Genomic DNA, 22,954 nt, shown 5'->3' on the forward strand with positions numbered 1-22,954 from the left:
CCGCCCCCCCCCCCCCCCGCCGCTACTGCAAGCTGCCCCAGCGTTCCGTCGCCGGCTCGGCGGCGGCCCACTTCCAGCCCTCGTCCTGGCGGCAGGCGCTGGCCAGGAACCAGCGGCGGGTCGCGTCCGCCCCCTCGCCGGACTCCACGGAGAACAGCACCTCCTTGCACTCCGCGAGCGGCGTCTCCACCGCCCGCAGCACCCGCGCCTCGCCCTGCTTGTTCCCGAACGGCAGGTCGTGGCGCACCCGCCAGGGCCGGGCCTCGCCGACCGCCATGCCGCCGACGACCTCGGCCAACGCGTCCTGCTCCGTGCGGGACCGGCCGCGGGAGAAGCGCCGGAGGCCCTCGTCGGCCACGGCCCTGGTGCCGACGCCGACCAGGATGCCGACCGCTGGATTGCCCGACCCCACCGCCGCCGCCGTGCCTGTCACCGCGCCCGCGATGCCGCCGACCGAACTGCAACCCGCGGCGAGCGGCGCGGCCGCGAGCAGCGCCAGCAGCGCCGCCGTCCCGAGGCGCCTCACTGCAACGATCCCCAGCGCTCCGTCGCCGGTTCGGCCGAGGCCCATTTCCAGGTTTCGCCGTCGCGGCACACGGCCGCGATGTAAAAGGCCCGCCGCAGCTTCTCGCCGCGGCCGTTGTCCACCGAGAACACGATCTCCTTGCACTCCAGCGGCCCGGCGCTGATGACGCGGCTCACCGCGACCTGGCCGCGCTCGTTCGGCTCGACGGGTACCGTGTGGTCGGTGGCCCAAGCGCCGACGCCGCCCACCGGCAGCGGCCCGGCCACGCCGGCGATGCGGTCCTGCGCCGCCCGGTGCGTCAGGCGCTGCGCGTACTGCAAACCGGCGCGGCCGAGCGCCTGCACGCCAAGGCCGATGCCGGTGGTCGCAGCGGCGTTCGCGCCCACGCTGTCCGCGACGCTCGCGCTGCCGATGCCGGCGACCGTGGAGGTCCCTTCGGTCAACAGCGCCTGGCAGCCCGGCAACGCGAGCAGGGCGAGGAGGGGCAGCGTCGCCGAACGGCGGGGCGCGCGGGCGGGGATGGCGGCGTCATGGGAGGGGGCTTTTCTCGTGGTCCGTTGCATGGCGCCCCGATGGCCCATGCGCGGCGCAGCGGCAACCCTGCGATGCCCCGTTCCGCGAGCGCGCCTCGCCCGTAGCGGCGATCCAAAGGGGGGGCGAAGCGGCCGTTGCACGCCGCGGCGGCCCGCACGGCGCCTTCCGCACGAAGCCGACCCAGGGCGCCGGCTGCGGCAGGCCGGAGCGCTTCGCCTTGGCGCAGGCCCGCATTGTGGGGCCGGACGTGTCCCCGTTGACACGTCCGGCCGAGGCCGCGCCGTCAGGCGCGCATCAAGCGACCGGCTCGGGCCGCCGCCGCGCGGCGGCGCGGCGCGGGCCGCCTTCCGACACCGCGCTGCGCCCGGCTCCAGAATGCTTGGCCACGTCGTCGCCGGCGCCGTTCGCCGCCGCCGCGTCCTCGCCGCCCTCAGACGTCGCCGCCGACGTGGCGCCCGCGCCGCGGCGCGCCCGCCTGATCTGCGCCACCACGTGGCCCTGGAGCGCCCGGTAGGTGTCCGGCGCCTCTTCCTGCATCATCATCAGCGTGTGCGCCCACTCGCCGCCCCAGGCGGTCTCGAAGGCCGCCACGTCGTCCGGCTCCGCCAGCCGCGCCGCGCGCACGAAGGCGGAGGCGCACATCTGGCCGAGGCTGTTGCGCAGGCCCACGCCCACGTGCCGCACGAGCTGCTCCCACTCCGGACGCCCGCGCAGCGCCTCGGTCGCCGCCGTGGCGTTGGCCCAGGCCCGCAGCAGGTCCGTCCCGTCGTCCACGTCGCGCGCCGCCTTGGCCTTGGCGACCAGCGCTTGCACCGGGTCGGTGTGCCGCCCCGCCTCGTCGCGCAGCCGCTCGTGCCGCGGCGTGGTGTCCTTGATGTGGTTGCCGGCGGCGCGGTTGGCGTCGTCGTCCTCGTCGGAGGCGATGCCGAGCAGCGCGGTCACGGCGTAGCGACGCAGGTAGGTGACGGCCGAGCCGAAGCTTTGCGGGTCGCCGCCAGGCGCGGGGAGGGGGATGGAGGTCTCCATCCACTCGCCGCTCCGGTGCAAGAGGCGCGTCACCAGCACCAGCCCGCCCTTCTCGTTGGTCGAGATCGGCTGGAACAGCACCAAGCCCTCCGCCGCCAGCACCGGCCGCGCCAGATCGAGGATCTTGTCGAGCGTCGCGTAGCGGAAGGCGTACTTGCCGCCGCCGCGCGTGCTGACCTCGACGGAGCGGTTGCGCGGCGGGTTCCGCAGCTTGGAGAGCGCGGACACCAGCGCCGACGCGATCTGCCCCGTTTCCGAACTCTCGCGCGCGATGCTGACCGAGTGCGTCGGTGAGGCGTTCCAGCCGGCGTTGGGGTCGGAAGCGGGCGGACGGACGATTTCGTTCATGATATGTTCTCGCTCAACTGCGCTCTTCGGGCGAGCCGTGGTGCCCGCGCGGACGGACGATCCTGGAGAACATATGGTGTCCAGGGGCATCCGATCCAAGCGGAATTTCCTCCCGAAACATTCCCGGTCGGCCCGTCACGGTCGGCAATCGTCCGGATATTATTCCTAGTTAACTGGAAGTGGCAAGCGCAGAATGGCAAGCTCGCCGGATGGCTGAGCGACACGAGCGAAATACACCAAAACACCAAGGCACGCAGCACCCGAGGCGGCCTTTCGGGCCCGACCCCGCCTCCCGTCCGAACAGCCGCCCCGTGCCCTCCCACGGCCGGCCCTCCGGCATTTGTCCGAAAGGAACAAAATCATCCGCGCCGGCCGCCGCCCACCCGCGACGGGCCCAGCCCGCCACTGGCCCCGGGGCGGCTGAAACCCCCGGCCGCCCTCGTGGCATCCGTCCGAAAACGGCAAACCCGCCCCGAACCGCCGACCACTCGCGGCCGCTTGGCCTCGTTGGTCCTCTGGTGCCCGCGCCCAGCGCCCGCGGCCACTCCCGCGGGATTTGTCCGAAAGCGGCAAAACGGCCCCGAGCCGCCGCCCGACCGCCCCGGCCTTCAGGATTTGTCCGAATAGCTCCGCGCCATGCCCTCGCCCGGATCGGCCTGCGGCCCGTAGGGCATGATCGGGTACCGCAGCCCCGACTTGGACAGGCCCTGCAACCCCTCCACCCCGCGCGCGAGGTCCGCCGGCGGGCACGCCATCAGCAGCTCGTCGTCCGCCACCCCGCCGTAGCGCCGCTCCGCGTAGCAGGGGATCGAGAGGCACACCGTCCGGTCCCTGAGCGCCCGGCCCCAACTGTCCGCGCAGGCGCTCTCGCCGGTGATGGAGAAGTCGTAGCGCTTGTAGCTCTTCCACTGGAGCCCGTTGATGAACAGGATCATCTGCGCCGGGTTGGCGTAGAACAGGCAGATGTCCGGCGGGTCGAGCCGCGCGCTCCGCAAGGGCGAGGCCACCAGCCCGTGGAACCGCCCCGCCGGCACCCGCGGCATCTGCGCCTGGTGCGCCGCGGAAGCCTCGCGGTTCTCGAACCACACGCCCTCCATCTTGCGCCCCGACAGGTACAGCTCGGACGGCTCGTTCAGCCCGACGATGCCGCCGCAGTTCGAGAAGGCCGGGACGTTCTCGTGCGCGATGCCGATGGTGAACCCGGCGATGCGCGCCTGCGTCACGAGCTGGCAGGTCGAGAAGGTCTTGCCCTTCGCCGGCCGCCGCAGCCCCGGCACCGCCTGCATCGCCTCGACGCTCTCGAACAGCTTCATGCCGATCGGGAAGGTTCGCAGCCGCAGCAACTGCGTGAGCTGCTCCGCCATCTGCGCCAACGCCTTCGCGTCCGGCGCCGCCGGCGCGGCATCGACGGGTGCGTTCATGGCGGCCGTTCCTCCCCGTGTCCGGCCCCCATCCTACGACCCTTGCGCCCCGGGGAAAGGCGCCGCCAAGCTCGCCGCGCGAACGGAAGGAGATAGGGACCGATGGGCTTCCTGACCGACGAGGAGATCGCCGAACTCCGCCCCGCCCAGGAGGCGATGTTCCCGTCGCCGATCCCGACGCGGGTCGTCTCCTCCGACGAGTTCGCGCCCATCCCGCAAACGGCCGGGCAGCGCGAGGTCGAGGCGCGCATCAAGTCCATGGCCGACGAGATCGGCGCCAAGCAGAACCGCACCCGCCGCGGCTTCCTGGCGACCACCTCCGGCATGGCCGCCGCCTTCCTGGCCATGAACCAGGTCTACGGCCCCGTCTTCGGCGTTTCCGAGGCCGAGGCGCGGGAGCCCGAGCGCGCCGAGGCCCGGGCCGCCTCGCTGCGCGACCAGTTCATCCTGGACGTCCACACCCACTTCCTGCGCGACGACACGCGCATCATGGGCTTCGTGGAGATGCGCAAGGCCGTCGGCCGCGCCGGCTGGAACCCGGCCCTGAACCCCGAGGAGCAGAGCATCGAGAGCCTGAAATACGGCAACTGGTTCAAGGAGGTCTTCCTTGACAGCGACACCAAGGTCGCCCTCATCAGCGGCGCGCCCTCGGACGAGCCGCAGGACTGGTTCCTGACCAACCGGATGAAGTTCGACGCGCGGAAGAAGGTCAACGACGCCGCCGGCACCCGCCGCTGCATGAGCCACGCCATCTTCACCCCGGGCCAGCCCGGCTGGATGGAGCAGGTGGAGAAGGCCATCGAGGAGCTGAAGCCCGACAGCTTCAAGGGCTACACCATCGGCGACAACACCAACAAGAACCTCGCCCAGTGGCCCTGGCGCATGGACGACGAGAAGCTGATGTACCCGTTCTACGAGCGCCTGCTCAAAGCCGGGCACGACATCGTCTGCGTACACAAGGGCCTGTTCCCGCCGCAGATCGAGGCGCGTTTCCCGCACCTGCTGCCCTACGCGACGGTGGAGGACGTCGGCCGCGCGGCGAAGGACTGGCCGCAGATCAGGTTCGTCATCTACCACTCCGCCTACCGCTTCGCCGGCGGCGGCACCGCCGAGCAGGGCCTGGCGCAGTTCGAGCGCACCGGCCGCGTCGAGTGGACCAGCGACCTCGCCGAGATCCCCGAGAAGCAAGGCGTCTCCAACGTGTACGGCGACCTCGGCCAGATCTTCGCGCAAACGACGGTGGTGCAGCCGCGCCTCGCCGCCGCGCTGATGGGTATCTTGGTGAAGGGCCTGGGCGCCGACCACGTCGTCTGGGGCACGGACGCGGTCTGGACCGGCTCGCCGCAGTGGCAGATCGAAGCGCTCCGCCGCCTGGAGATTCCGGAGGACATGCAGCGCCGGTACGGCTTCGCCCCCCTCGGCCCCGCCGACGGCCCGGTGAAGAACGCGATCTTCGCGGAAAACTCGGCGAAGATGTATCGCTACGACATGCGCCGCGCCGACCTCGACGCCGACGAGGTCTCGCGCGTGAAGAAGGAGTACGCCGCGGCCGGCGGCGAGCGCAGCAACCTAGCCTACGGATACGTCGCGCCAGGATGAGGCCGCCGGCGCCCGTGCTGGTCGTCCTCGGCAGCTTGCCCGGCACGGGCAAGACCACGATCGCCCGGATCGCGGCCTCCCGCCTGCGCGCCGCCTACATCCGGATCGACGCCATCGAACAGGCCATGCGCTCCGCGGGCGTTTTGGCGAGGCCGGACGGCGTCGGCCCCGCCGGCTACATGGCCGCCTACGCACTGGCGAAGGAGAACCTGCGCCTCGGCCTCCCCGTCGTCGCCGACTGCGTCAACCCGCTCCCCGAAACGCGCGCCGCGTGGCGGGAAGCGGCGGCGCCCCTGCCCATCGTGGAGGTGGAGGTCGTCTGCTCCGACCCCGCCGAACACCGACGCCGCGTCGAGGCACGCACCGCCGACCTCCCCGGCTTGGTCCCGCCGACCTGGGCATCGGTGCTGCGCCACGAGTACGCGCCGTGGACCGGGCCGCGCCTCGTCCTCGACACCGCCTCCCTCGGCGCCGAAGACGCCGCGTCGCGCGTCTGCGGCGAGGCGGCCGGCCTGTGCGCCGGATGACGGGCGAGGCGCACGCGGCGGCGCGCGCGGGCCGGGCACCGGCGCGGCGGGAGCGGAAGCCGCGGCCCGCCGTTCCTGAGGCGCACGCGCCATGCGGCCCACCCCGCCGCCCCGTCGGCCGAGCGGCTGGGCACGGTGCGCCCCGTCGCGCGGCGGACCGAGAAGCCCGCGCCGCGCCGTCCGGCAATCGGTGCCCGCCGCGGAAAGGCCGCGGCGCAGCAGCGGCATCAGCGGAGCGACGACAGCCAGCGCGCGATCGCCGCCTCCGCCGCGGCGCCCTCCAAGGCCCGCCGCCGCGCCTCATCGTCGGCCGGCAACGGCAAGCCCTGTTCCACGCGGAACAGGTCGCGGTAGCGGCCCAGCAGCACCTGCCGCACGCCGAGCCGCGCCGGCGCCGGGCTCGACGGGTCGAGCTGCAAGCCGAAGCCCGAGAGGTGGTGGCCCGGGGCGTCGCGGTTCGGGGACACGAAGCCCTCCACCGAGAGCGCGGAAACCCGCCCGGAGAACACGGCGAGGGGCCTTTCCTCGAACCCCTCGGCCACCAGGCCGCCGCCCCCGGCGGGCCGGCCCTGGACGGTGACGAACCGCCCGACCGAAGCGCCTGCCGCCGGCACGCCCCGCGCGTCCACCCTCGTCCCGCCGACCACCAAGCCGCCGCCCTCGGCCCGCAACAGTCCGCGGAGCGACGCCGCCGCCGGGGCGCCGCTGTCCAGCACGCGGAGCGAGGTCGCGACCACCGCCTCGTCCCGCCACAGCCCGCTCACCGCGACCGTTCGGCCCGGCCGCAGCTCCGCGGCCGCTCCGCCCCGCGCGTCGCGCACCGGGACGCCGGGCGCGAGCACCAGCCGCGTGCCGAGCACCGACCAGCCGCCGCCGTCATCAGCCGCCCGCTCCAGCGGCCCGGTGACCGGGTGGAACACCGCGACGCGCGTCGCCAGCAGGCGGCCGGCCCCGCCGCCGCCCTCGCGCGGCGCCGCTTCGGCCGCGACCGTGTCGCCCGGCAGCACCGGCGCGCCGCCCGGCGTTTCGAAGGCCGTGGCGGGGGAGGTTTCCAGCAGCAGCCCGTTGACGCGCAGGCTGCCGAGCCCGGTGACGGAGCCGAAGACGCCGGTGCCGCCGATCCCGCCGTCGTCGGAACCGTGCTCGGCAGCGGCGAACCGCCCTGTGCCGCCGATGCCGCCATCGTCGGGGGCGCGACGGTCCGCCACGCCGCCGCCGACCCCGCGGCACGCGGCCTGGAGCAAGGGCAACGCCGCCAGGAACAGGTGGCGCCGACGCATCAAGCCTTCTCCTCCGGCGGCGCGGCACCGTCCGCCTCGCGCTCGGCGCGGAAGAAGTACACGCCGAAGCGGAAGCGCTCTCCCGCGCCCGCGTCGTCCTGCGCCGCCTGCTGCATCTCCAGGGCGAGGCCGTTGAGGTGCCGCAGCGCCGCCAGCGCCAGCGTCCGCGCCTCCGCCTCCAGGCGGTCCACGTCGGCCGGCCGCAGGTTGTTGTAGTACACGGCGCGCTCCAGGAAACGGCGGTCGTCCGGGCCGGCCAGCAGGTTGCCCGCCGCGGCCGCCATGTGGTCGTGCAGGTTGCGCTCGAAGAAGGCGAGCATCTCCTCGCCGCCCTTCGCGGGCACGAAGGCGTCGGCGAGCAGGCGCACCGCGCCGCCCTCGCCGCCCTCCACGAGCCCGAGCCGCACCAGTTCGTCCAGCACCGTGCGGGGCCGCACGTCCTTGCTGACGCCGGCCACCAGCGCGTCGAAGGCCGCGCGTGGCAGGGCGCGCGGGCGCCCATCGGCGTCCAGGTGGTCGGGGTGGCCGAGCCAGCGGCCGACCACCGTCGCCGCGACCCCCCCCGCGCGTGGGGTTGAAACCGGGTGCGACCGCTCGCGGATGGCGCGCACGTCCTTGCGGTGGACGCCGGTGACGAGGCTGACGCGGCTGTCGGAAGGCTCGCGGCCGCCGAGCCGGAAGTCGCGGGAGGCGACCTCCACGAAGCACTCCTTCAGCGCCGCCACCACCGCCGGCAGCGTGGCGCCGGAGGCGATCAGGACGCGCACCAAGGGACGCAGCAGGGCTTTGGTGGCCGCCAGGACGGACGCGGCTGAGTGGGTAGGACTCACGGAACGATCCGGTACCATTGTGGGAGAATTTCTCGGCGTGTTACAGTAGAGGGCGCGAGGATCACTGATATGTGAGGATATGGATGCAATCTGTCACGCGACAAAGAAGTTTTGTGGGATATTTACCCACAATCGCCAATACAGGAGACCTTGGCATGAGCAGCCTGCTTCCCGCCGACGGCCGTTTCGACCTCCTCCAGAGCGCCCTCGAACTCACCGGCCTCGACAGCGCCCTCGCGGCGCCCGGCGCGGATCTGACCGTGCTCGCGCCGACCGACGAGGCGTTCCTCCGTCTGGCCCAGGGCCTCGGCTACGCCGGTGACGACGAGGACGGGGCGTTCGCCGCCATCGCCACCGCGCTGGCCGGCCTGGCGCCCGACGGCGACGCGGTGCCGTTGCTCGCCGACATCCTGCGCTACCACGTGCTCCCCGGCGCCCAGACCCGCGACGAGATCGAGGCCGCGCGTTCGGTGCCCACCCTGCTCGGCGGCGTGCCGCTCGCGCCCTTCGGCGACGCGATCGGCGACAGCGACCCGGACGCCCGCGATCCCCGCTTCGTGCCGGGCGAGGGCGACATCGCGGCCGGCGACGGCGTGCTGGTGCAGCCGATCGACGGCGTGCTGCTGCCGATCGACGTCCCGGGCCTCGGCGGCGACGAGCCGGCGCCGCCCACGGTCGCCGGCGTCGCCGCGGCCGCGTCCGGCGAAGGCTTCGACTCCGACGGCGGCGACTTCGACATCCTGCTCGCCGCCGCGGGGGCCGCGGGCCTGACAGGCGCCCTGGCGGACCCGGGCGCGAACCTCACCGTGTTCGCGCCGACCGACGACGCCTTCGCCGAGCTCGCCCGCACGCTCGGCGCCCACCCCGATAGCGAGCAGGCGACCTTCGAGGCCATCGCCTCGACCCTCGCGGAGTTGGCGCCGGACGGCGACCCGATCCCGCTGCTGCGCGACGTGCTGCTGTACCACGTGGTGGACGGCCGGTTCGGCCAGGCGCAGGCCGGGGCCGCAGGCCCGCTCGCCACGCTGGCCGGCGGGACCATCGAGGTTTCGGGCGTTTCGACCGCCGACGCCGACCCGGATGTGCGCGACGCCCGCTTCGTGCCGGGCGCAGGCGACATCCTCGCCTCCAACGGCGCCGTGCAGCCGATCGACCGGGTGCTGCTGCCGCTCGACCTGGAGACCGCGAACGACGGCGTCAGCCTCTCCATCGCCGGCGAGCTGGCGAAGTCGGGCGACGGCTTCGACGCCAACGGCGAGGACTTCGACCTGCTGAACGCGGCGCTGGACGCGGCCGGGCTGACGGGGGCGCTGGACGACGCCTCGGCGCACCTGACGCTGTTCGCGCCGACGGACGCGGCCTTCATCGGCCTCGCGCAAGCCTTCGGCTTCGAAGGCGACGGCGAGGAGGAGGCGTTCGGCGCCATCGTGGGCGCGCTGACCGAGGCGGGCCACGGCGACCCGATCCCGCTGCTCACCGACATCCTCACCTACCACGTGGCGCCGGGCCTGCTGGCGGCCGAGGACGTCGTCGCGGCCGAGAGCATCGCCACCCTCTCCGGCGAGGCGATAACGCCGGACGGCGCGGTGCTGGGCGACCTCGACCCGTTCGTGCCCGACCCGGAGGTGATCGTGGCGCGCGCCGACCTGCCGGCGACGAACGGGCTGGTCCACGCGATCGACGGCGTGCTGCTGCCCTTCGACGCGCCGCTGGTGTGACGGCCGGCGCGCGGCGGGGCCGGGGCGTCTATTCCAGCTTCAGCCCCGCCGCGCGGATCACCGTCCCCCACTTGTCCAACTCGTCGCGGACCAGCGCGGCGAACTGCGCGCTGTCCCGCGGCCAGACGGTCGCGCCGCCGGCGCGGATGCGCTCGGCGGTCTCCGGCCGCTGCACGATGCCGAGGATCGCCGCCGCCAGCCGGTCGCGCATCGCCTGCGGCAGCGCGGCGGGGCCGACGAAGCCGAACCAGACGTAGACCTCGAAGTCCGCGAGCCCCGCCTCCTGTAAGGTCGGCACCTCCGGCGCCGCCGGATCGCGCTCGCGGCCGGTCACGGCCAGGATGCGCAGCTTGCCCGCTTGCGCTTGCGGCAGGACGTTCGGCAGGTTGTCCATGGTCCAGTCCACCCGGCCGCCGATCAGGTCCGCGATGCCGGGCGCGCTGCCGCGGTAGGGCACGTGGACGCCTGGGATGCCGGTGCGGTGCTTCAACAGCTCCGCCGCGAGGTGCGGGCTGGAGCCGGTGCCGGAACTGGCGAAGGACAGGCCGCCCGGCTTGGCTTTCGAGCGCGCGATGAGGTCGGCGAGACTCGCCATGCCGCTCTCGGCCGAGACGGTCAGCGCGTTCATCAGCCGCGCCGCCACGCAGATCGGCGACAGGTCGCGCCGCGGGTCGTAGCCGGTGTTGGCGAAGAGGAAGGGGTTCATGGTCAGGTTGGCGGTGTTGGCGACGGCGATGGTGGTCCCGTCCGGCGCCGCCTGGGCCGCAGCGGCGATGCCGATGGAGCCGCTGGCGCCCGGGCGGTTCTCGACCACGCCGATTTGGCCGAGCGCGCCCTGCATCCCGTCCGCCACCAGCCGCGCCAGGGCGTCGTTGAAGGCGCCGGGCGTGTAGGGGACGATGATCCGCACCGGCCCGGCCTGGGCGGCGGCGGGCCGTGCCACGAGCAAGGCGGGCGCGGCGAGGAGCAGGTGGCGGCGGCGCGGCGCGGTCATGCTGGAACCTCCCTGGCCGGTCCTCCAGGCGGGACCGTTGCGGGGCAGGTTAGACCGCGGCCGGGCCGCTTGTCCTCAGCCTTCGGCGCCGCCGTCGTGCAGGCGTTGCCGCAGTTCGTACTTCTGGATCTTGCCGGTCGAGGTCTTCGGCAGCGGGCCGAAGGTGACGCCCTTCGGCGCCTTGAAGCCGGCGAGCCGCGCCCGGCACCACGCGACCACCTCCGCCTCGGTGAGCGCCGCCCCCGCCGCGCCCGGCGACGGCGTGACGAAGGCGTGCGGCACCTCGCCCCATTTCGGGTCGGGCCGCGCCACCACCGCCGCTTCCATGATGGCGGGGTGGGCGTAGAGCACCTCTTCCACCTCCAGCGTGGAGACGTTCTCGCCGCCGGAGATGACGATGTCCTTGGCGCGGTCCTTCACCTCGATGTAGCCGTCCGGATGCGTCACGCCGAGGTCGCCGGTGTGGAACCAGCCGCCGGCGAAGGCCGCCTCCGTGGCGGCCGGGTTGCGGAGGTAGCCCTTCATCACCGTGTTGCCGCGCAGCATGACCTCGCCGAGCGTGACGCCGTCCGCGGGCACGGGCCGCATGGTGTCGGGGTCGAGCACCGCCGCCTCCTCCAGCGTCGGGTGGTTCACGCCCTGGCGCGCCATGAAGGCGGCGCGCTCCTCCAAGGGCAGCGCGTCGAGCCCCGGTTGCGGCATGCAGATGGTGGCCGGGCCGTAGCATTCGGTGAGGCCGTAGAGGTGCGTCACCGCGAAGCCCAGGCCCTCCATGCGCGCGATCACGGCGGAGGGCGGCGCGGCGCCGCCGGTGGCGATGCGGCAGGTTTGGGAGAAGGCCTGGCGCTGCTCCGCCGGCGCGTGGATCAGCATGGTGAGCACCACGGGCGCCGCGCACATGTGCGTCACGCCGTGCTCCGCCACCGCGGCGAAGATCGCCGCCGGTTCAACCCGCCGCAGGCAGACATGGGTGCCGCCCTGCAAGGTCACGGCCCAGGTGTAGGTCCAGCCGTTGCAGTGGAACATCGGCAGCGTCCAGAGATAGACGCTCTCCGGCGAGAGCCCGAAGGCGAGCGCGTTGCCGCAGGCGTTGAGGTAGGCGCCGCGGTGGTGCGTGACGACGCCCTTCGGGTCGCCGGTGGTGCCGGAGGTGTAGGAGAGCGCGATGCTCTCCCACTCGTCCGCCGGCATCCGCCCCGGCGTGGCGGCGTCGCCGGTGGCGAGGAAGGCTTCGTACTCCGTGCCGCCGATCGCCTCGCCGGCGGTGGGCGCCTCCGGGTCGGCGATCTCGACGACGAAGGGTTTCGGCTCCGGCATCTCCGCGAGCGCCGCGCGCGCCACCGCGCCCCACTCCCGGTCCACGACGAGGGCGCGGGCGCTGGAGTGACGCAGGATGAAGCCGACGGCCGGCGCGTCCAGGCGGATGTTGATGGTGTTCAGCACCGCGCCGGCCATCGGCACGCCGTAGTGCGCTTCCAGCATCTCCGGGATGTTCGGCGCCAACACCGACACCGTGTCCCCCGGTTCGATGCCGGCGGCGGCGAGGGCCGAGGCGAGTCGGCGGCAGCGCGCCAGCATCTCCGCATAGGCGAAGCGCCGCGCGCCGTGGATGACCGCCACGCGATTCGGGTACACGCGCGCGCTGCGCAGCAGGAAGGAGAGGGGGGTGAGCGGGACGTGGTTCGCCGGCAGCCGCGGCAGGGTCTCGTGGTCGCGCATGGCGCTCCCTCCTCCTAGCGGCTGCCGCCGAGCGCCCGCGGGTTGCTGATCGAGCAGCGCAGCCGCGTCAGCTCCACCAGCGCCTTCGCCGCCGCGGCATGGCCGGGCGTGCCGGGGTCGCGCTCCCCCGAGCGGATCTCCGCCGCGAGGAGGTTCAACAAGGCGTCGGGCTCGGCGTGCGGCGCGTCGAGCAGCGCGCGCAGCCGGGCGAGGGCCGGCGCGGCGTCCGCCGCCATGCCGCGCCGCGCGATGGCCATGGCGTTCGCCACCATGCGCGCTTCGAAGCGCTTCGACTCCGGCAGGTGCGGCAGCAGCTCGCGCAGCAGCACGTCACGCGCGGTTTCCAGCAGCCCGGCGGCGTCCGGCCGCTCAAGCATCGAGGGCGCCCGTCATGCGCAGCACGTCCATCTCCAGCTCCGGCACGATGTGCCCGGTGAGCGCCAACTCAAGGTTGTTCTCGCGCCCGGACAGGTGCCGCTCCGCCTGGTCTGCCGCGATCACCGCCCAGCGGATCGTGGCGGCCAGCTCCCACCAATGCACGCGCCCCGGGTCCACGCGCCGGCCGCTCGCCGCTTCGTAAGCCTCGTAGAGCGCGGAGCGCGGGCCGATGCCGCCGGCCTCGTGCGCGCCGCCGAAGCGCCAGCACGGCGCGCAGAGCCAGCCGAGGTCGGCGTGCGGGTCGCCCCAGGCCGCGAATTCCCAGTCGAGGACGGCGGTGACGCGGCCCTCGTGGACCATGTAGTTGCCGGTGCGGAAATCGTTGTGGTTCAACACCACATCGCCGGGCGGCGGCGAGCCCCGCTCCAGGTGCCGCAGCCCCCATTCCAGCACTGGCCGCGGCGTGCCGGCGGCGTCGAGCGCCGCGCGCTGCTTCACCACGAAGTCGCGCGCCGGGTCGTCCGGCGGCGGCGCCAGCATCGCCAGGTCGTCGCGCGGCGGCCGGATGGAGTGGATGGCCGCCAGCTCGCGTCCCAGCGCCGCCGCCAGCGCCGGGTCGCCGCCCGACGCCGCGGCCTGCCGCACCAGGACGTGCCCGCGCGCCACGCCCTCGGCGCGGCGCATGACGAAGAAGGGGGCGCCCGTGACTTCGCGGGCGTCGCAGCAGAACAGCGGCTCCGGCACCGTCACGCCCGCGCCGAAGGCGGCGCGGAGCAGCGCGAACTCGGCCGTGCGCGGCAGGCTGACGGCGAGCACGGCGGCGTTGTCCGTGCGCAGCACCCAGCGCTCCGGCGCGCCGCCGCGCGAGACGTCCATCGCCCAGTTCTGCTGGACCGCGCCGCCGGAGAGCAGCGCCATGGACGCGATCTCGACCGGGGCGCCCGCCGCCGCCGTCAGCCAATCGGCGAGGCGGGCGCGCGCCGCTTCATCCACGCCCGGCGGCCCCCCAGGCGAAGAAGTCCTTGCCCTGCTTGCGGAGGAAGTTGGCCAGCACCATGCGGTGGACCTCGCTGGCGCCGTCCACCAGCCGCGCCTGCCGGGCGTAGCGGTAGATCCACTCCACCGGCTCGTCCTTGGAGTAGCCGCGGGCGCCGAGCAGTTGGAGGGAGGTGTCCACCGCCCGGTGCAGCGCGTCGGCGACCACGACCTTGGCCATGGAGACCTCCTTGCGCGCCAAGCTGCCCTGGTCCAACAGCCACGCGGCGCGCATGGTGAGCAGCCGGCCGATGTCCAATTCCATCGCCGCCTGCCCGACCATCTGCTGCACGCTCTCCTTGTCGGCGAGCTTCTGGCCGAACGCCATGCGGTTCTCGATCCGCGCCATGGCGATCTCCAGCGCCCGGCGGCCGAGGCCGGTCCAGCGCATGCAGTGGGTCAGGCGGGCCGGGCCGAGACGGATCTGCGTCAGGCGGAGGCCGTCGCCGACCTCCATCAGCCGGTTCTCGTCGTTGATCTCCAGCCCGTCGAACTCCAGCTCGCAATGGCCGCCGTGCTCCTCTGGCCCCATGATCGGAATGCGGCGGAGGATGCGCCAGCCGGGTTGGTCGGCGTGGAACAGGAAGGCGGAAAGGCCGCGGCGGTCGTCGTCCGAGGTGCGGGCGATGAGGATGAAGTGCTTCGCCTCTGCCGCGCCGGTGATGTAGTGCTTGCGGCCGTGGACCACCCAGCGGTCGTTGCCGCGCCGTTCGGCGCGCGTGTAGGTCATGGAGGGGTCGCTGCCGCAGCCGTCGGGCTCCGTCATGACAAAGGAGGACTGGACCTTCCCGTCGATGATGGGCTGGAGCCAGCGCTCCTTCTGGTCGTCCCGCGTCACCTGCTCCAGGACGCGCATGTTGCCGTCGTCCGGCGCCGCGCCGTGGAACACGACGGGGCCGAAGATGGAGCGGTTCATCTCCTCGTAGCAGGGCGCCAGCTCCGCCATCTTGAGGCCGCCGCCGCCGCGGCTTTTCGGCATCCCCAAGGCCCAGAGGCCCTGCTTCTTCGCCTCCGCGCGCATCTCCTCAAGCAACGGCTTGGCGATGTTCTCGTGCTCGTCGTAGCTGGCGGGGTCGCGCTCCAGCGGTATCAGCCGCTCCTCCACGAAGGCGCGGATGCGGCTCCGGATGGCGTCGGTCTCGGGGGAGAGGGCGAAGTCCATTGGGTGTGCGTCCCTAGAGCGGGTTCACGGAATGGCCGCCGTCCACCACCACGGTGGCGCCGGTCATGTGCGCGCCCGCGTCGGAGGCGAGGAGGAGCAACGGGCCGGTCAGGTCCTCGGGCTTGCCGAGGCGGCGCTGCGGCGAACGCTTGATGAGCGCCTGGCCGGCGTCGGAGGCGAAGAACTCGGCGTTGATCGGGGTGAGCACGTAGCCGGGCGCGATGGCGTTCACCCGGATGCCGTGCCGCGCCCACTCCACCGCGAGCTGCCGCGTCAGTTGCAGCAGCGCCGCCTTGGACGCGGTGTAGCCGGCGACGCCGCCGAGGACGCGCAGGCCGCCGACGGAGGCGATGTTGACGATGCTGCCCGGCTTGCCCGCTGCGACCAGGCGCTGCGCCGCGGCTTGGGCAACGAGGAAGCAGCCGCGCAAGTTCACGTCGAGGACCTTGTCCCAGTCTTCCTCGGTTTGTTGCAGGGCGGGGCGGGTCACGGCGACGCCGGCGTTGTTGACCACCACGTCGCAGGGGGCGCCGAAGGCGGTCTCTGCGGCGTCGAAGGCGCGGGACACGGCCGCGGCGTCCGTCACGTCCAGGGCCACGGGGGCGGCGCGCTCGCCCAGCTCGGCGGCGAGCGCCGCCAGCGCGTCCGCGCGGCGAGCGGCCAAGGCCACCCGCGCCCCGGCGGCGTGCAGCACCCGCGCGAAGTGCTCGCCCAAGCCACCGGAAGCGCCGGTGACCAGGGCCGTGCGGCCCTCCAGGGAGAAGAGCTGCATGGGGTCGGTCATGGGCTGCAGTTCACCACCGGCTCCGGAGGCCGGCAAGGCTATGCCGGCCGCAGGCAGTCCGCGACGTAGGGCGGCAGGTTGAAGGCGCCGGCGTGGATCTCCGGCGTCCAGTAGCGTGTGGTGCCGAGGACGCCGGCCGCGGCCGCGCGCCGCTCCACCTCGGCCGGTGCCAGGGCGCGGCAGGCCGGGTCCTTGGCGCCCCAGCCGATGGCCATGAAGCCGCCGACGTAGGTGGGCACGGCGATGCAGTAGGCGTGGGTGTCCGGGAAGAAGGCCGCCCGGCGCGCCGAGGACCGGCGCAGCTCGTCGCCCTGCATGAAGGGCACGCCGCCTTGGTTCACCACGACGCCGCGGCCGGTCAGGACACGCGCGCACTCGCGGTAGAAGTCCTCGGTGAACAGCACCTCGCCGACGCCGGCCGGGTCCGTGCTGTCCACGATTATCGCGTCGAAGGCGCCGGTCGGCGCCTCGGCAACGTGATGGATGGCGTCGCCGACCACCACCTCGGCGCGGGGGTCGGCCCAGGCGTCCCCGCCGATGCCGGGCAGGTGCGCCTTCGACAGCGCGATCACCTGCTCGTCGATCTCCACCAGCACCGCCCGCCGGACGTTCCGGTGCTGGAGCACGCGGCGGAGGATGCCGCCGTCGCCGCCGCCCACCACCAGCACGCGCTCCGCCGCGCCGTGGGCGAGCAGCGGCACGTGCGCCATCATCTCTTGGTAGACGAACTCGTCCGCTTCGGTGATCTGCACCACGCCGTCGAGCATCAGCACCCGGCCGTGCGAGGCGCTTTCGAATACCAGGATGTCCTGGTAGGGGCTGCGGGCGCGGGCGACCTCCGCCTTGCAGGCGAAGCGCTGCCCCCAATCGGGGTACAGCGCCTCTTCGACCCAGGAGGTCAAGGCTCGTCCGAAAGGCCGCGCTTGTGCTCGGCGAGCTGCACGCGGCCGGGCGAGAAGCCGGCCTTCAGCGCGGGCAGGGCGCGGTAGGGATCGCAGCCGCCGCACACGAAGATGTCCAGCGCCGCGTAGCCCCGCTCCGGCCAGGTGTGGATGGAGACGTGGCTTTCCGCGAGCACGAGCACGCCCGACACGCCGCAGCCTTCGCCGAAGTGGTGGAAGTGGCCGTGCAGGATCGTCGCGCCGGTGTCGGCCGCGGCCTGCCGCAGCACGCGGTCCACGTGCTCAAGTTCAGTCAGGCGATGGGCGTCCCACAAGTCGATGATGAGGTGCGAACCCGCGTAGCGCACGCCGTCGCGTGAAACGAAGTAGTCCTTCGGCTCCGGCTCCGGCTGTGCGGTGGTGGTGGTCGAGGTGTCCGGGTTCCCCGGTTCGGTCAGAGCGTTCAATCCTTGCCCCTTTCCAACGGCAGATGACCAGGGCCTCAGCCTTTCGCCGCGCCTTCCTGTTCGGTGGGAGAGGGCGGGCATATGGGCCAAGGGGGGCCGAGACGCAACCCGCATCGGCCATTTTTCGTTTCAGCTATGGATGCCGGCCGGCCGCTTGGATTGCCCGGCGGCGGAGGCGCGCCGTAGGTTACGCGGGACGGCGCCCGGCTCCGATGACGGAGCGCGCCGACCAGAACGCCAACAGCCCGGCCGTAGGGAGGCCAGAGTCCATGCCCGACGCGCAGCCGCATTCCGACGCCTCGCCCGCCGACCGCCCGCCGGAGATCGCCGCCTTCGACGTCGTGGTGGTCGGCGCCGGATTCGGCGGCCTCTACATGCTCCACCGCCTGCGCGGGCTCGGCCTTTCGGCGCGGGTGTTCGAGGCGGCCGACGGCGTCGGCGGCACTTGGTACTGGAACCGCTACCCGGGCGCGCGCTGCGACGTGGAGAGCATGCAGTACTCCTATTCCTTCTCGGAGGAGCTGCAGCAGGAGTGGCACTGGCCGGAGCGGTTCTCGGCGCAGCCCGACATCCTCCGCTACGCGAACCACGTCGCCGACCGCTTCGACCTCCGCCGCGACATCCGCTTCGAGACCCGCGTCACCTCCGTCGCTTGGGACGAAGCGGCGGAGCGGTGGACGGTGGAAACGGACCGCGGCGACCGGATCACCGCCCGGTTCTGCATCATGGCGACGGGCTGCCTTTCCGCCGCGCGGATGCCGGACATCCCCGGCCTCGACTCCTTCGAGGGCGACACCTATCACACCGGCCACTGGCCGCACGAAGGCGTGGACCTCGCCGGCCGCCGCGTGGCCGTGATCGGCACCGGCTCCTCGGCCATCCAGGCGATCCCGGTGATCGCCGAACAGGCGGGGCACGTCACCGTCTTCCAGCGCACGCCCAACTTCAGCATCCCGTCCCGCAACAAGCCGATGGACGCGGAGTACGAGAACCTCTGGAAGTCGGATTACCGGGCGCGGCGGCTGAAGGCGCGCACCATGCGCAACGGCATCCTCTACCACTTGAACGACAAGGGGGCGATGGAGGTCTCCGAGGAAGACCGGCTGCGAGAGTACGAGGCGCGCTGGGAGGGCGGCGGCATCGCCTTCATGGCCGCCTACAACAACCTGGCGCTCGACGCCGAGGCCAACCGGACGGCGGCGGACTTCGTGCGCGAGAAGATCCGCTCCATCGTGCGCGACCCCGCGAAGGCCGAGGCGCTGATGCCGCGCGACTACCCGATCGGCACCAAGCGCATCTGCGTGGACACGGACTATTTCGAGACCTTCAACCGCGACAACGTGTCGCTGGTGGACCTCCGGAAGACGCCGATCGAGGCGATCGCCCCGAAGGGCGTGAGGACGACCGACGGCACGGTCCACGAGGCGGACGCCATCGTCTTCGCCACCGGCTTCGACGCGATGACGGGCGCGCTGCTCAAGGCCGGTATCCGCGGGCGGGGCGGCCTGGCGCTGGCCGACAAGTGGGAGGAGGGGCCGCGTTCCTATCTGGGCTTGATGGTGGCCGGCTTCCCGAACCTGTTCACCATCACCGGGCCGGGCAGCCCCTCGGTGCTGAGCAACATGATGGTGTCCATCGAGCAGCACGTGGACTGGATCGCGGATTGCCTCGCCTACCTGGGCGCGACCGGGGTGCGGACCATCGAGGCGACGCAGGAGGCCGAGGACGCCTGGGTGGCGCACGGGATGGAGGTGGCGAACCGCACGCTCTACCCGCGGGCGGCGTCCTGGTACATGGGCGCGAACATCCCCGGCAAGCCGCGGGTGTTCATGCCATACATCGGCGGCGTGGGCGTGTACCGCGAAAAGTGCGACGAGATCGCCGCCAAGGGCTACGAGGGCTTCCGCCTCTCGCCGCCGCCCGCAACCGCCGCCCGCGCGGAGGCCGCCGAGTGAGCGCGCCGCCCGCGCCGGACTGGCGCGACATGGACCCGGCGGCGCTCGACGCGGCCTACAACAACCGGCAGGCGGTGCCGGACGCGCAGGCCCTGCTCGACGATTGGGCCGCCGCCTCCGCGCGCCTGCGTGCCGACCGGCCGGAAGGGCTCGACAAGCCCTATGGCGGCTCCGAGCGGGAGCGGTGGGACCTGTTCCCGGCCGCCGACCGCGGTGCGCCGTGCCTGGTGTTCATCCACGGCGGCTACTGGCAGCGGAACCGGCGGGAGGACTTCGCCTGCTTCGCCGAGGGCGCGCTCGGGGCCGGATGGTCCGTGGCGCTGCCGGGCTACACGCTGACGCCGGACGCGACCATCGAAGGCATCGCCGGGGAGATCGGCCGCGCGCTCGACTGGCTCGCCGCCGAGGGGCCGGCGCACGGCATCGCCGGGCCGGTGCTGCTCTCCGGTTGGTCGGCGGGCGGGCACCTGACGGCCCTGCACGCCGGGCACCGCTCGGTGCGCGCGGCCCTCGCCATCTCCGGCATCTTCGACTTGGAGCCGATCCGCGACACCACGCTCAACGACAAGCTGGCGCTGACGGACGACCAGATCGCGCGGTTCTCGCCCATGCGTCTTCCGCACACGGCGGCGCCGATGGGGGTGGCCTACGGCACGGGCGAGTTGCCGGAATTGCAACGGCAGTCGCGCGACTTCCACGCCGCCCGGAGCGCGGCCGGGGGCGCCGGGCCGCTGCTACCCGTCGAGGGCAAGAACCACTTCGACATCATGGAGGAGCTGCGCCGGCCGGACGGGCGACTCCTGGCCGCGGCGCGAGACCTCCTAGGCCCCTAACCCAGCCCCATCACCCGCGGCAGCCAGAGCGCGATATCCGGGAACACCACGACCAGCGCCAATGCCAGGAACATCGCCAGGATCATCCACACCACCCAGGGGATGGTGCTCTCCATTGTCACGCCGGCGATGCGGCAGGAGACCATGAGGTTGACCGCCAGCGGCGGGGTGAACTGGCCGATGGCGATCTTCATAGTGAGGATGACGCCGAACCAGGTGAGATCCCACTTGTAGGCGGTGGCGATCGGGATCAGCACCGGCAGCAAGATCAGGAAGGTCGAAACGCCGTCGAGGAACATCCCGATCACGATCAGCGCCAGCATGAGCAGCGCGATGGTGCCGTACTCGCCCAGGCCGAGGTTGATGATCCAGGCCGCGATCGGCTGGACGATGCCCAGCGTCGAGGTGCTCCAGGCGAAGACGGAGGCGAGTGCGATGACGATCAGGATGACGGCCGACAGCTCGCCCGCCTCCACCAGCATCTCGTACAGGTCGCGCAGGGTCAGGGTGCGGTAGATGACGAAGCCGACGAACAGGCCGTAGGCGACGGCCATCACCGCCGCCTCGGTGGGCGTGAAGGCGCCGCTCCGCATCCCGCCCAGGATCACCACCGGCGCCAGCAGGCCCCAGATCGCCTCCTTGAAGGTTTGCCAGACGGAAAGCCCTTCGCCCACCGGCGCCTTGCCGCCGAAATCCCGCAGCATCGAGATGGCGACGATGGGCACGATGATGGCGAGGCCGGCCAGGATGCCCGGCAGCATCCCGGCCATGAAGATCGCCGGCACCGAGACGCCCGGCACCAGCAAGGCGTAGACGATGAAGGCGATGGAGGGCGGGATCAGGATGTCCGTCGCGGCGGCGGCGGCGACCGTGCTGGCGATGAAGGGGCGCGGGTAGCCGTCGCGCACCATGGAGCGCGTCACCACCTGTCCCACGGCGGCCGAGGTGGCGGGGCCGGAGCCGGAGATGCCGCCGATCACCATCGCCACCAGCACCGCCACGGAGGCGAGCGCGCCGCGCCCGGCGCCCACCAACGCCGTGGCGAAGCGCACCAGCCGCAGCGCCACGCCGGTCCGGTCGAAGACACTCCCAACGAGGACGAACATGGGTATGGCGATCAGCGGGTACTTGGCGATGCCGGCGTAGACGTTGGTGGGCACCGCCAGGATGGGCTGGTCGGCGAGGAAGATGGCGAGCGTGCCCGCGAGGCCGAGCGCCACCGCGATCGGCACGCCGCCGAGCAGCATGATGGCGAAGCCGGCGAACAGGATGGTGCCGGTCATGTTTTTCAGCCGTCGCCGCCGCGCAGCAGCCGCGCGACGCGCCCGAGCGCCCGCAGCACCACGGCCACCGAGAGCACCGGCAGGAAGGCCGTGTACCACCATTGCGGGTGGCCCAGGCCGCTCGACATCACCTCGTATTCGTACTCGTCCCAGGCCAGCATCCCGCCCCATACCGCCAGGACGCCGAAGCAGAGCACGCAGAGCGCCAGCGCCGCCACCTCGGCGGCGCGGCGCGCGGGCGGCGCAAGCCCGTCCACCAAGGTCCCGATGCGGACGTGGCGGCCCGCCGCCATCGCCAGGGAGGTGCCGAGCAGGGCCACCACCACCATCAGCGCCACCGAGTATTCCTCGGTGAAGGCGAGGCTGACATTGGTGAGATAGCGCGTGGCGACGTTGGCGAAGGTGATGAGCGCCATCGCCGCCATGGCGGCGGCGACCAGGACCTTCTCGAACGACAGCGGGACGCGCGTCGGCGGGTCCGGGACCGGGTCGGTCGGGTCGAGCTCGGCGCTCAAGCCGCCGCCGAGCGGACCGCCGCCTCCGCCTTGCGCACCAGCTCCGCGCCGACGGTCGATGCCCACTTGTCGTAGACGGGCTTCGTCGCGGCGGCGAAGGCGCGCTTCTCCTCGGCCGAGAGTGCCGCGACCTCCACGCCGCGCTTCTGCAACTCCTCCAAGGAGGCGCGGTCGGTGCCCGGCGCGCCGAGGCCCTTGCGGGTCAACGCGATCTGCTGCTTGCCGGCTTCCTCGGCGCATTCGCGCACGAGCTGCTGGTCGGCGGCGGAGAAGCTTGACCAAACCTGTTTGGAGAGCGCGAAGATCAGCGGGTCGTTGACGTAGTTCCAGATGGTGAGGTGCTTCTGCGCCAGCGTGTCCATGCGGAAGGCGAGGAAGAGGTTGATCGGGTTCTCCTGGCCGTCCACCGCTCCGGTGGAAAGGGCGGGTTGCAGATCGGCGAAGCTCATCTGCACCGGGTTCGCGCCGAGCGCCTCGTAGATGTCCTTGAAGATGTTGCCGGCGGCGAAGCGGATCTTCAGGCCGCGCAGGTCCGCGGGCGTGCGGAGCGGGCGCTTGCTGTTGGAGATCTCGCGGAAGCCGTTCTCGCCCCACGCGAGCGGCACCACCTCCCGCCGCTCCACCACGCCGAAGATGTCGCGCCCGACCTCGCCGGTGATGAGCGCGTCCAGCGCCCGGTGGTCGGGCATCAGGAAGGGGAGCTGGAACAGGCTCGCTTCGCGCACCTGCGGGGCGATGTTGATGGTGGAGAGCACGGCGAAGTCGATCACGCCCTGGCGCATGGCCAGGAGCTCGCGCGTCTGGTCGCCGCCCACGAGCTGGCTGCCGGGGTAGACCTTGACGTTGATGCGGCCGTTGCTGCGCTGCGTCACCAAATCGGCCCAGATGAAGGCGCCCTCGGCGAAAGGGATCGGCCGGTTGCCGACGACGGACATCTTGTACTCGGGCCGGTATTGCCCCTGCTGCGCCCGCGCCACCCAGGGTGCCGAGAGGGCCGCGCCCGCCCCGGCGGCGAGCAGCGCCGCGCCGCGGCGGCGCATGATGGCCGTCGTTCGCATGGTTCCGGAGTCCCTCCCGTCGCTTCGTGGATTCTCGGCTTGCGGCGCGAAGATGCACCGGCGAGAGGGATGGGGAAAGCA

The 22,954-nt window shown here is 72.7% G+C and carries 22 protein-coding genes; 5 read left to right on the forward strand and 17 right to left on the reverse strand.

The window, feature by feature from the left end:
- Positions 1-22: 22 nt before the first annotated feature.
- The 4 genes from ABD067_RS15850 to ABD067_RS15865 all read right to left on the reverse strand — a co-directional run bounded on the left by ABD067_RS15850 (position 23) and on the right by ABD067_RS15865 (position 3,855).
- The gene (locus tag ABD067_RS15850) at positions 23-526 is read right to left on the reverse strand and encodes a hypothetical protein (RefSeq protein ID WP_343896319.1); all 504 of its coding nucleotides are present in this window, start codon (positions 524-526) and stop codon (positions 23-25) included.
- Positions 523-1,089 (reverse strand): hypothetical protein, encoded by a 567-nt coding sequence (locus ABD067_RS15855; protein WP_343896320.1) that lies wholly within the window; start codon positions 1,087-1,089, stop codon positions 523-525. Before ABD067_RS15855 ends, ABD067_RS15850 begins: the two co-directional genes overlap by 4 nt.
- A 265-nt stretch (positions 1,090-1,354) precedes the next feature.
- Entirely contained in the window at positions 1,355-2,434 is a 1,080-nt protein-coding gene (locus ABD067_RS15860; protein WP_343896321.1) for an ERF family protein, read from the reverse strand.
- A gap of 608 nt (positions 2,435-3,042) precedes the next feature.
- Positions 3,043-3,855 carry a DUF169 domain-containing protein gene (locus tag ABD067_RS15865; RefSeq protein WP_343896322.1) on the reverse strand — a complete coding sequence of 271 codons (813 nt, stop codon included), beginning with the start codon at positions 3,853-3,855 and terminating at the stop codon, positions 3,043-3,045.
- Positions 3,856-3,957: 102 nt separating this feature from the next.
- On the opposite strand from ABD067_RS15865, the gene ABD067_RS15870 reads away from it, so the two are divergent.
- On the forward strand, positions 3,958-5,454 hold the full coding sequence (locus tag ABD067_RS15870; RefSeq protein ID WP_343896323.1) for an amidohydrolase family protein: 1,497 nt from the start codon (positions 3,958-3,960) through the stop codon (positions 5,452-5,454).
- On the forward strand, positions 5,451-5,981 hold the full coding sequence (locus ABD067_RS15875) for an AAA family ATPase (RefSeq protein WP_343896324.1): 531 nt from the start codon (positions 5,451-5,453) through the stop codon (positions 5,979-5,981). Before ABD067_RS15870 ends, ABD067_RS15875 begins: the two co-directional genes overlap by 4 nt.
- A gap of 227 nt (positions 5,982-6,208) precedes the next feature.
- Here ABD067_RS15875 and ABD067_RS15880 read toward each other — a convergent pair whose 3' ends face one another.
- Both ABD067_RS15880 and ABD067_RS15885 read right to left on the reverse strand, forming a co-directional pair.
- Positions 6,209-7,261, reverse strand: coding sequence for a DUF5666 domain-containing protein (locus ABD067_RS15880; RefSeq protein WP_343896325.1), 1,053 nt, complete (start codon positions 7,259-7,261; stop codon positions 6,209-6,211).
- Positions 7,261-8,091 carry a DUF6502 family protein gene (locus ABD067_RS15885; protein WP_343896326.1) on the reverse strand — a complete coding sequence of 277 codons (831 nt, stop codon included), beginning with the start codon at positions 8,089-8,091 and terminating at the stop codon, positions 7,261-7,263. The genes ABD067_RS15880 and ABD067_RS15885 overlap by 1 nt, the downstream gene beginning before the upstream one ends.
- Before the next feature lie 155 nt (positions 8,092-8,246).
- Here ABD067_RS15885 and ABD067_RS15890 point away from each other — a divergent pair, with 155 nt between their 5' ends.
- Positions 8,247-9,809 carry a fasciclin domain-containing protein gene (locus tag ABD067_RS15890; protein ID WP_343896327.1) on the forward strand — a complete coding sequence of 521 codons (1,563 nt, stop codon included), beginning with the start codon at positions 8,247-8,249 and terminating at the stop codon, positions 9,807-9,809.
- 28 nt (positions 9,810-9,837) lie between these two features.
- On the opposite strand, the gene ABD067_RS15895 is transcribed toward ABD067_RS15890, so the two are convergent.
- From ABD067_RS15895 to speD, 8 genes are all read right to left on the reverse strand, one after another.
- On the reverse strand, positions 9,838-10,803 hold the full coding sequence (locus ABD067_RS15895; protein ID WP_343896328.1) for a Bug family tripartite tricarboxylate transporter substrate binding protein: 966 nt from the start codon (positions 10,801-10,803) through the stop codon (positions 9,838-9,840).
- A 75-nt stretch (positions 10,804-10,878) separates the two neighbouring features.
- Entirely contained in the window at positions 10,879-12,522 is a 1,644-nt protein-coding gene (locus ABD067_RS15900) for an acyl-CoA synthetase (protein WP_343896329.1), read from the reverse strand.
- Between the two features lie 14 nt (positions 12,523-12,536).
- A complete protein-coding gene (locus ABD067_RS15905; RefSeq protein WP_343896330.1) occupies positions 12,537-12,899 on the reverse strand; it encodes a DUF6285 domain-containing protein in 363 nt (120 codons plus the stop codon).
- Positions 12,892-13,893, reverse strand: coding sequence for a phosphotransferase family protein (locus tag ABD067_RS15910; protein ID WP_343896331.1), 1,002 nt, complete (start codon positions 13,891-13,893; stop codon positions 12,892-12,894). Before ABD067_RS15910 ends, ABD067_RS15905 begins: the two co-directional genes overlap by 8 nt.
- A complete protein-coding gene (locus ABD067_RS15915) occupies positions 13,886-15,097 on the reverse strand; it encodes an acyl-CoA dehydrogenase family protein (RefSeq protein ID WP_343896332.1) in 1,212 nt (403 codons plus the stop codon). Before ABD067_RS15915 ends, ABD067_RS15910 begins: the two co-directional genes overlap by 8 nt.
- 13 nt (positions 15,098-15,110) lie before the next feature.
- Entirely contained in the window at positions 15,111-15,881 is a 771-nt protein-coding gene (locus ABD067_RS15920; protein WP_343896333.1) for an SDR family NAD(P)-dependent oxidoreductase, read from the reverse strand.
- A 38-nt stretch (positions 15,882-15,919) separates the two neighbouring features.
- On the reverse strand, positions 15,920-16,783 hold the full coding sequence (gene speE / locus ABD067_RS15925; RefSeq protein ID WP_343896334.1) for a polyamine aminopropyltransferase: 864 nt from the start codon (positions 16,781-16,783) through the stop codon (positions 15,920-15,922).
- Positions 16,780-17,220 carry an adenosylmethionine decarboxylase gene (gene speD / locus ABD067_RS15930; RefSeq protein ID WP_343896395.1) on the reverse strand — a complete coding sequence of 147 codons (441 nt, stop codon included), beginning with the start codon at positions 17,218-17,220 and terminating at the stop codon, positions 16,780-16,782. Before speD ends, speE begins: the two co-directional genes overlap by 4 nt.
- Positions 17,221-17,498: 278 nt before the next feature.
- Here speD and ABD067_RS15935 point away from each other — a divergent pair, with 278 nt between their 5' ends.
- Positions 17,499-19,184, forward strand: a complete 1,686-nt coding sequence (locus ABD067_RS15935; RefSeq protein ID WP_343896335.1) for a flavin-containing monooxygenase — start codon at positions 17,499-17,501, stop codon at positions 19,182-19,184.
- A complete protein-coding gene (locus ABD067_RS15940) occupies positions 19,181-20,017 on the forward strand; it encodes an alpha/beta hydrolase (RefSeq protein ID WP_343896336.1) in 837 nt (278 codons plus the stop codon). The genes ABD067_RS15935 and ABD067_RS15940 overlap by 4 nt, the downstream gene beginning before the upstream one ends.
- On the opposite strand, the gene ABD067_RS15945 is transcribed toward ABD067_RS15940, so the two are convergent.
- The 3 genes from ABD067_RS15945 to ABD067_RS15955 are packed head-to-tail and all read right to left on the reverse strand — an operon-like array spanning position 20,014 to position 22,873.
- Positions 20,014-21,300, reverse strand: coding sequence for a TRAP transporter large permease (locus ABD067_RS15945; RefSeq protein WP_343896337.1), 1,287 nt, complete (start codon positions 21,298-21,300; stop codon positions 20,014-20,016). The genes ABD067_RS15940 and ABD067_RS15945 overlap by 4 nt on opposite strands.
- Positions 21,301-21,305: 5 nt before the next feature.
- Complete coding sequence (locus ABD067_RS15950; RefSeq protein ID WP_343896338.1) at positions 21,306-21,815, reverse strand: TRAP transporter small permease; 510 nt, start codon at positions 21,813-21,815, stop codon at positions 21,306-21,308.
- Entirely contained in the window at positions 21,812-22,873 is a 1,062-nt protein-coding gene (locus ABD067_RS15955) for a DctP family TRAP transporter solute-binding subunit (RefSeq protein WP_343896339.1), read from the reverse strand. The genes ABD067_RS15950 and ABD067_RS15955 overlap by 4 nt, the downstream gene beginning before the upstream one ends.
- Between the last annotated feature and the right edge of the window lie 81 nt (positions 22,874-22,954).

The organism is Craurococcus roseus (assembly GCF_039523795.1).
Taxonomy (GTDB): Bacteria; Pseudomonadota; Alphaproteobacteria; order Acetobacterales; family Acetobacteraceae; genus Craurococcus; species Craurococcus roseus.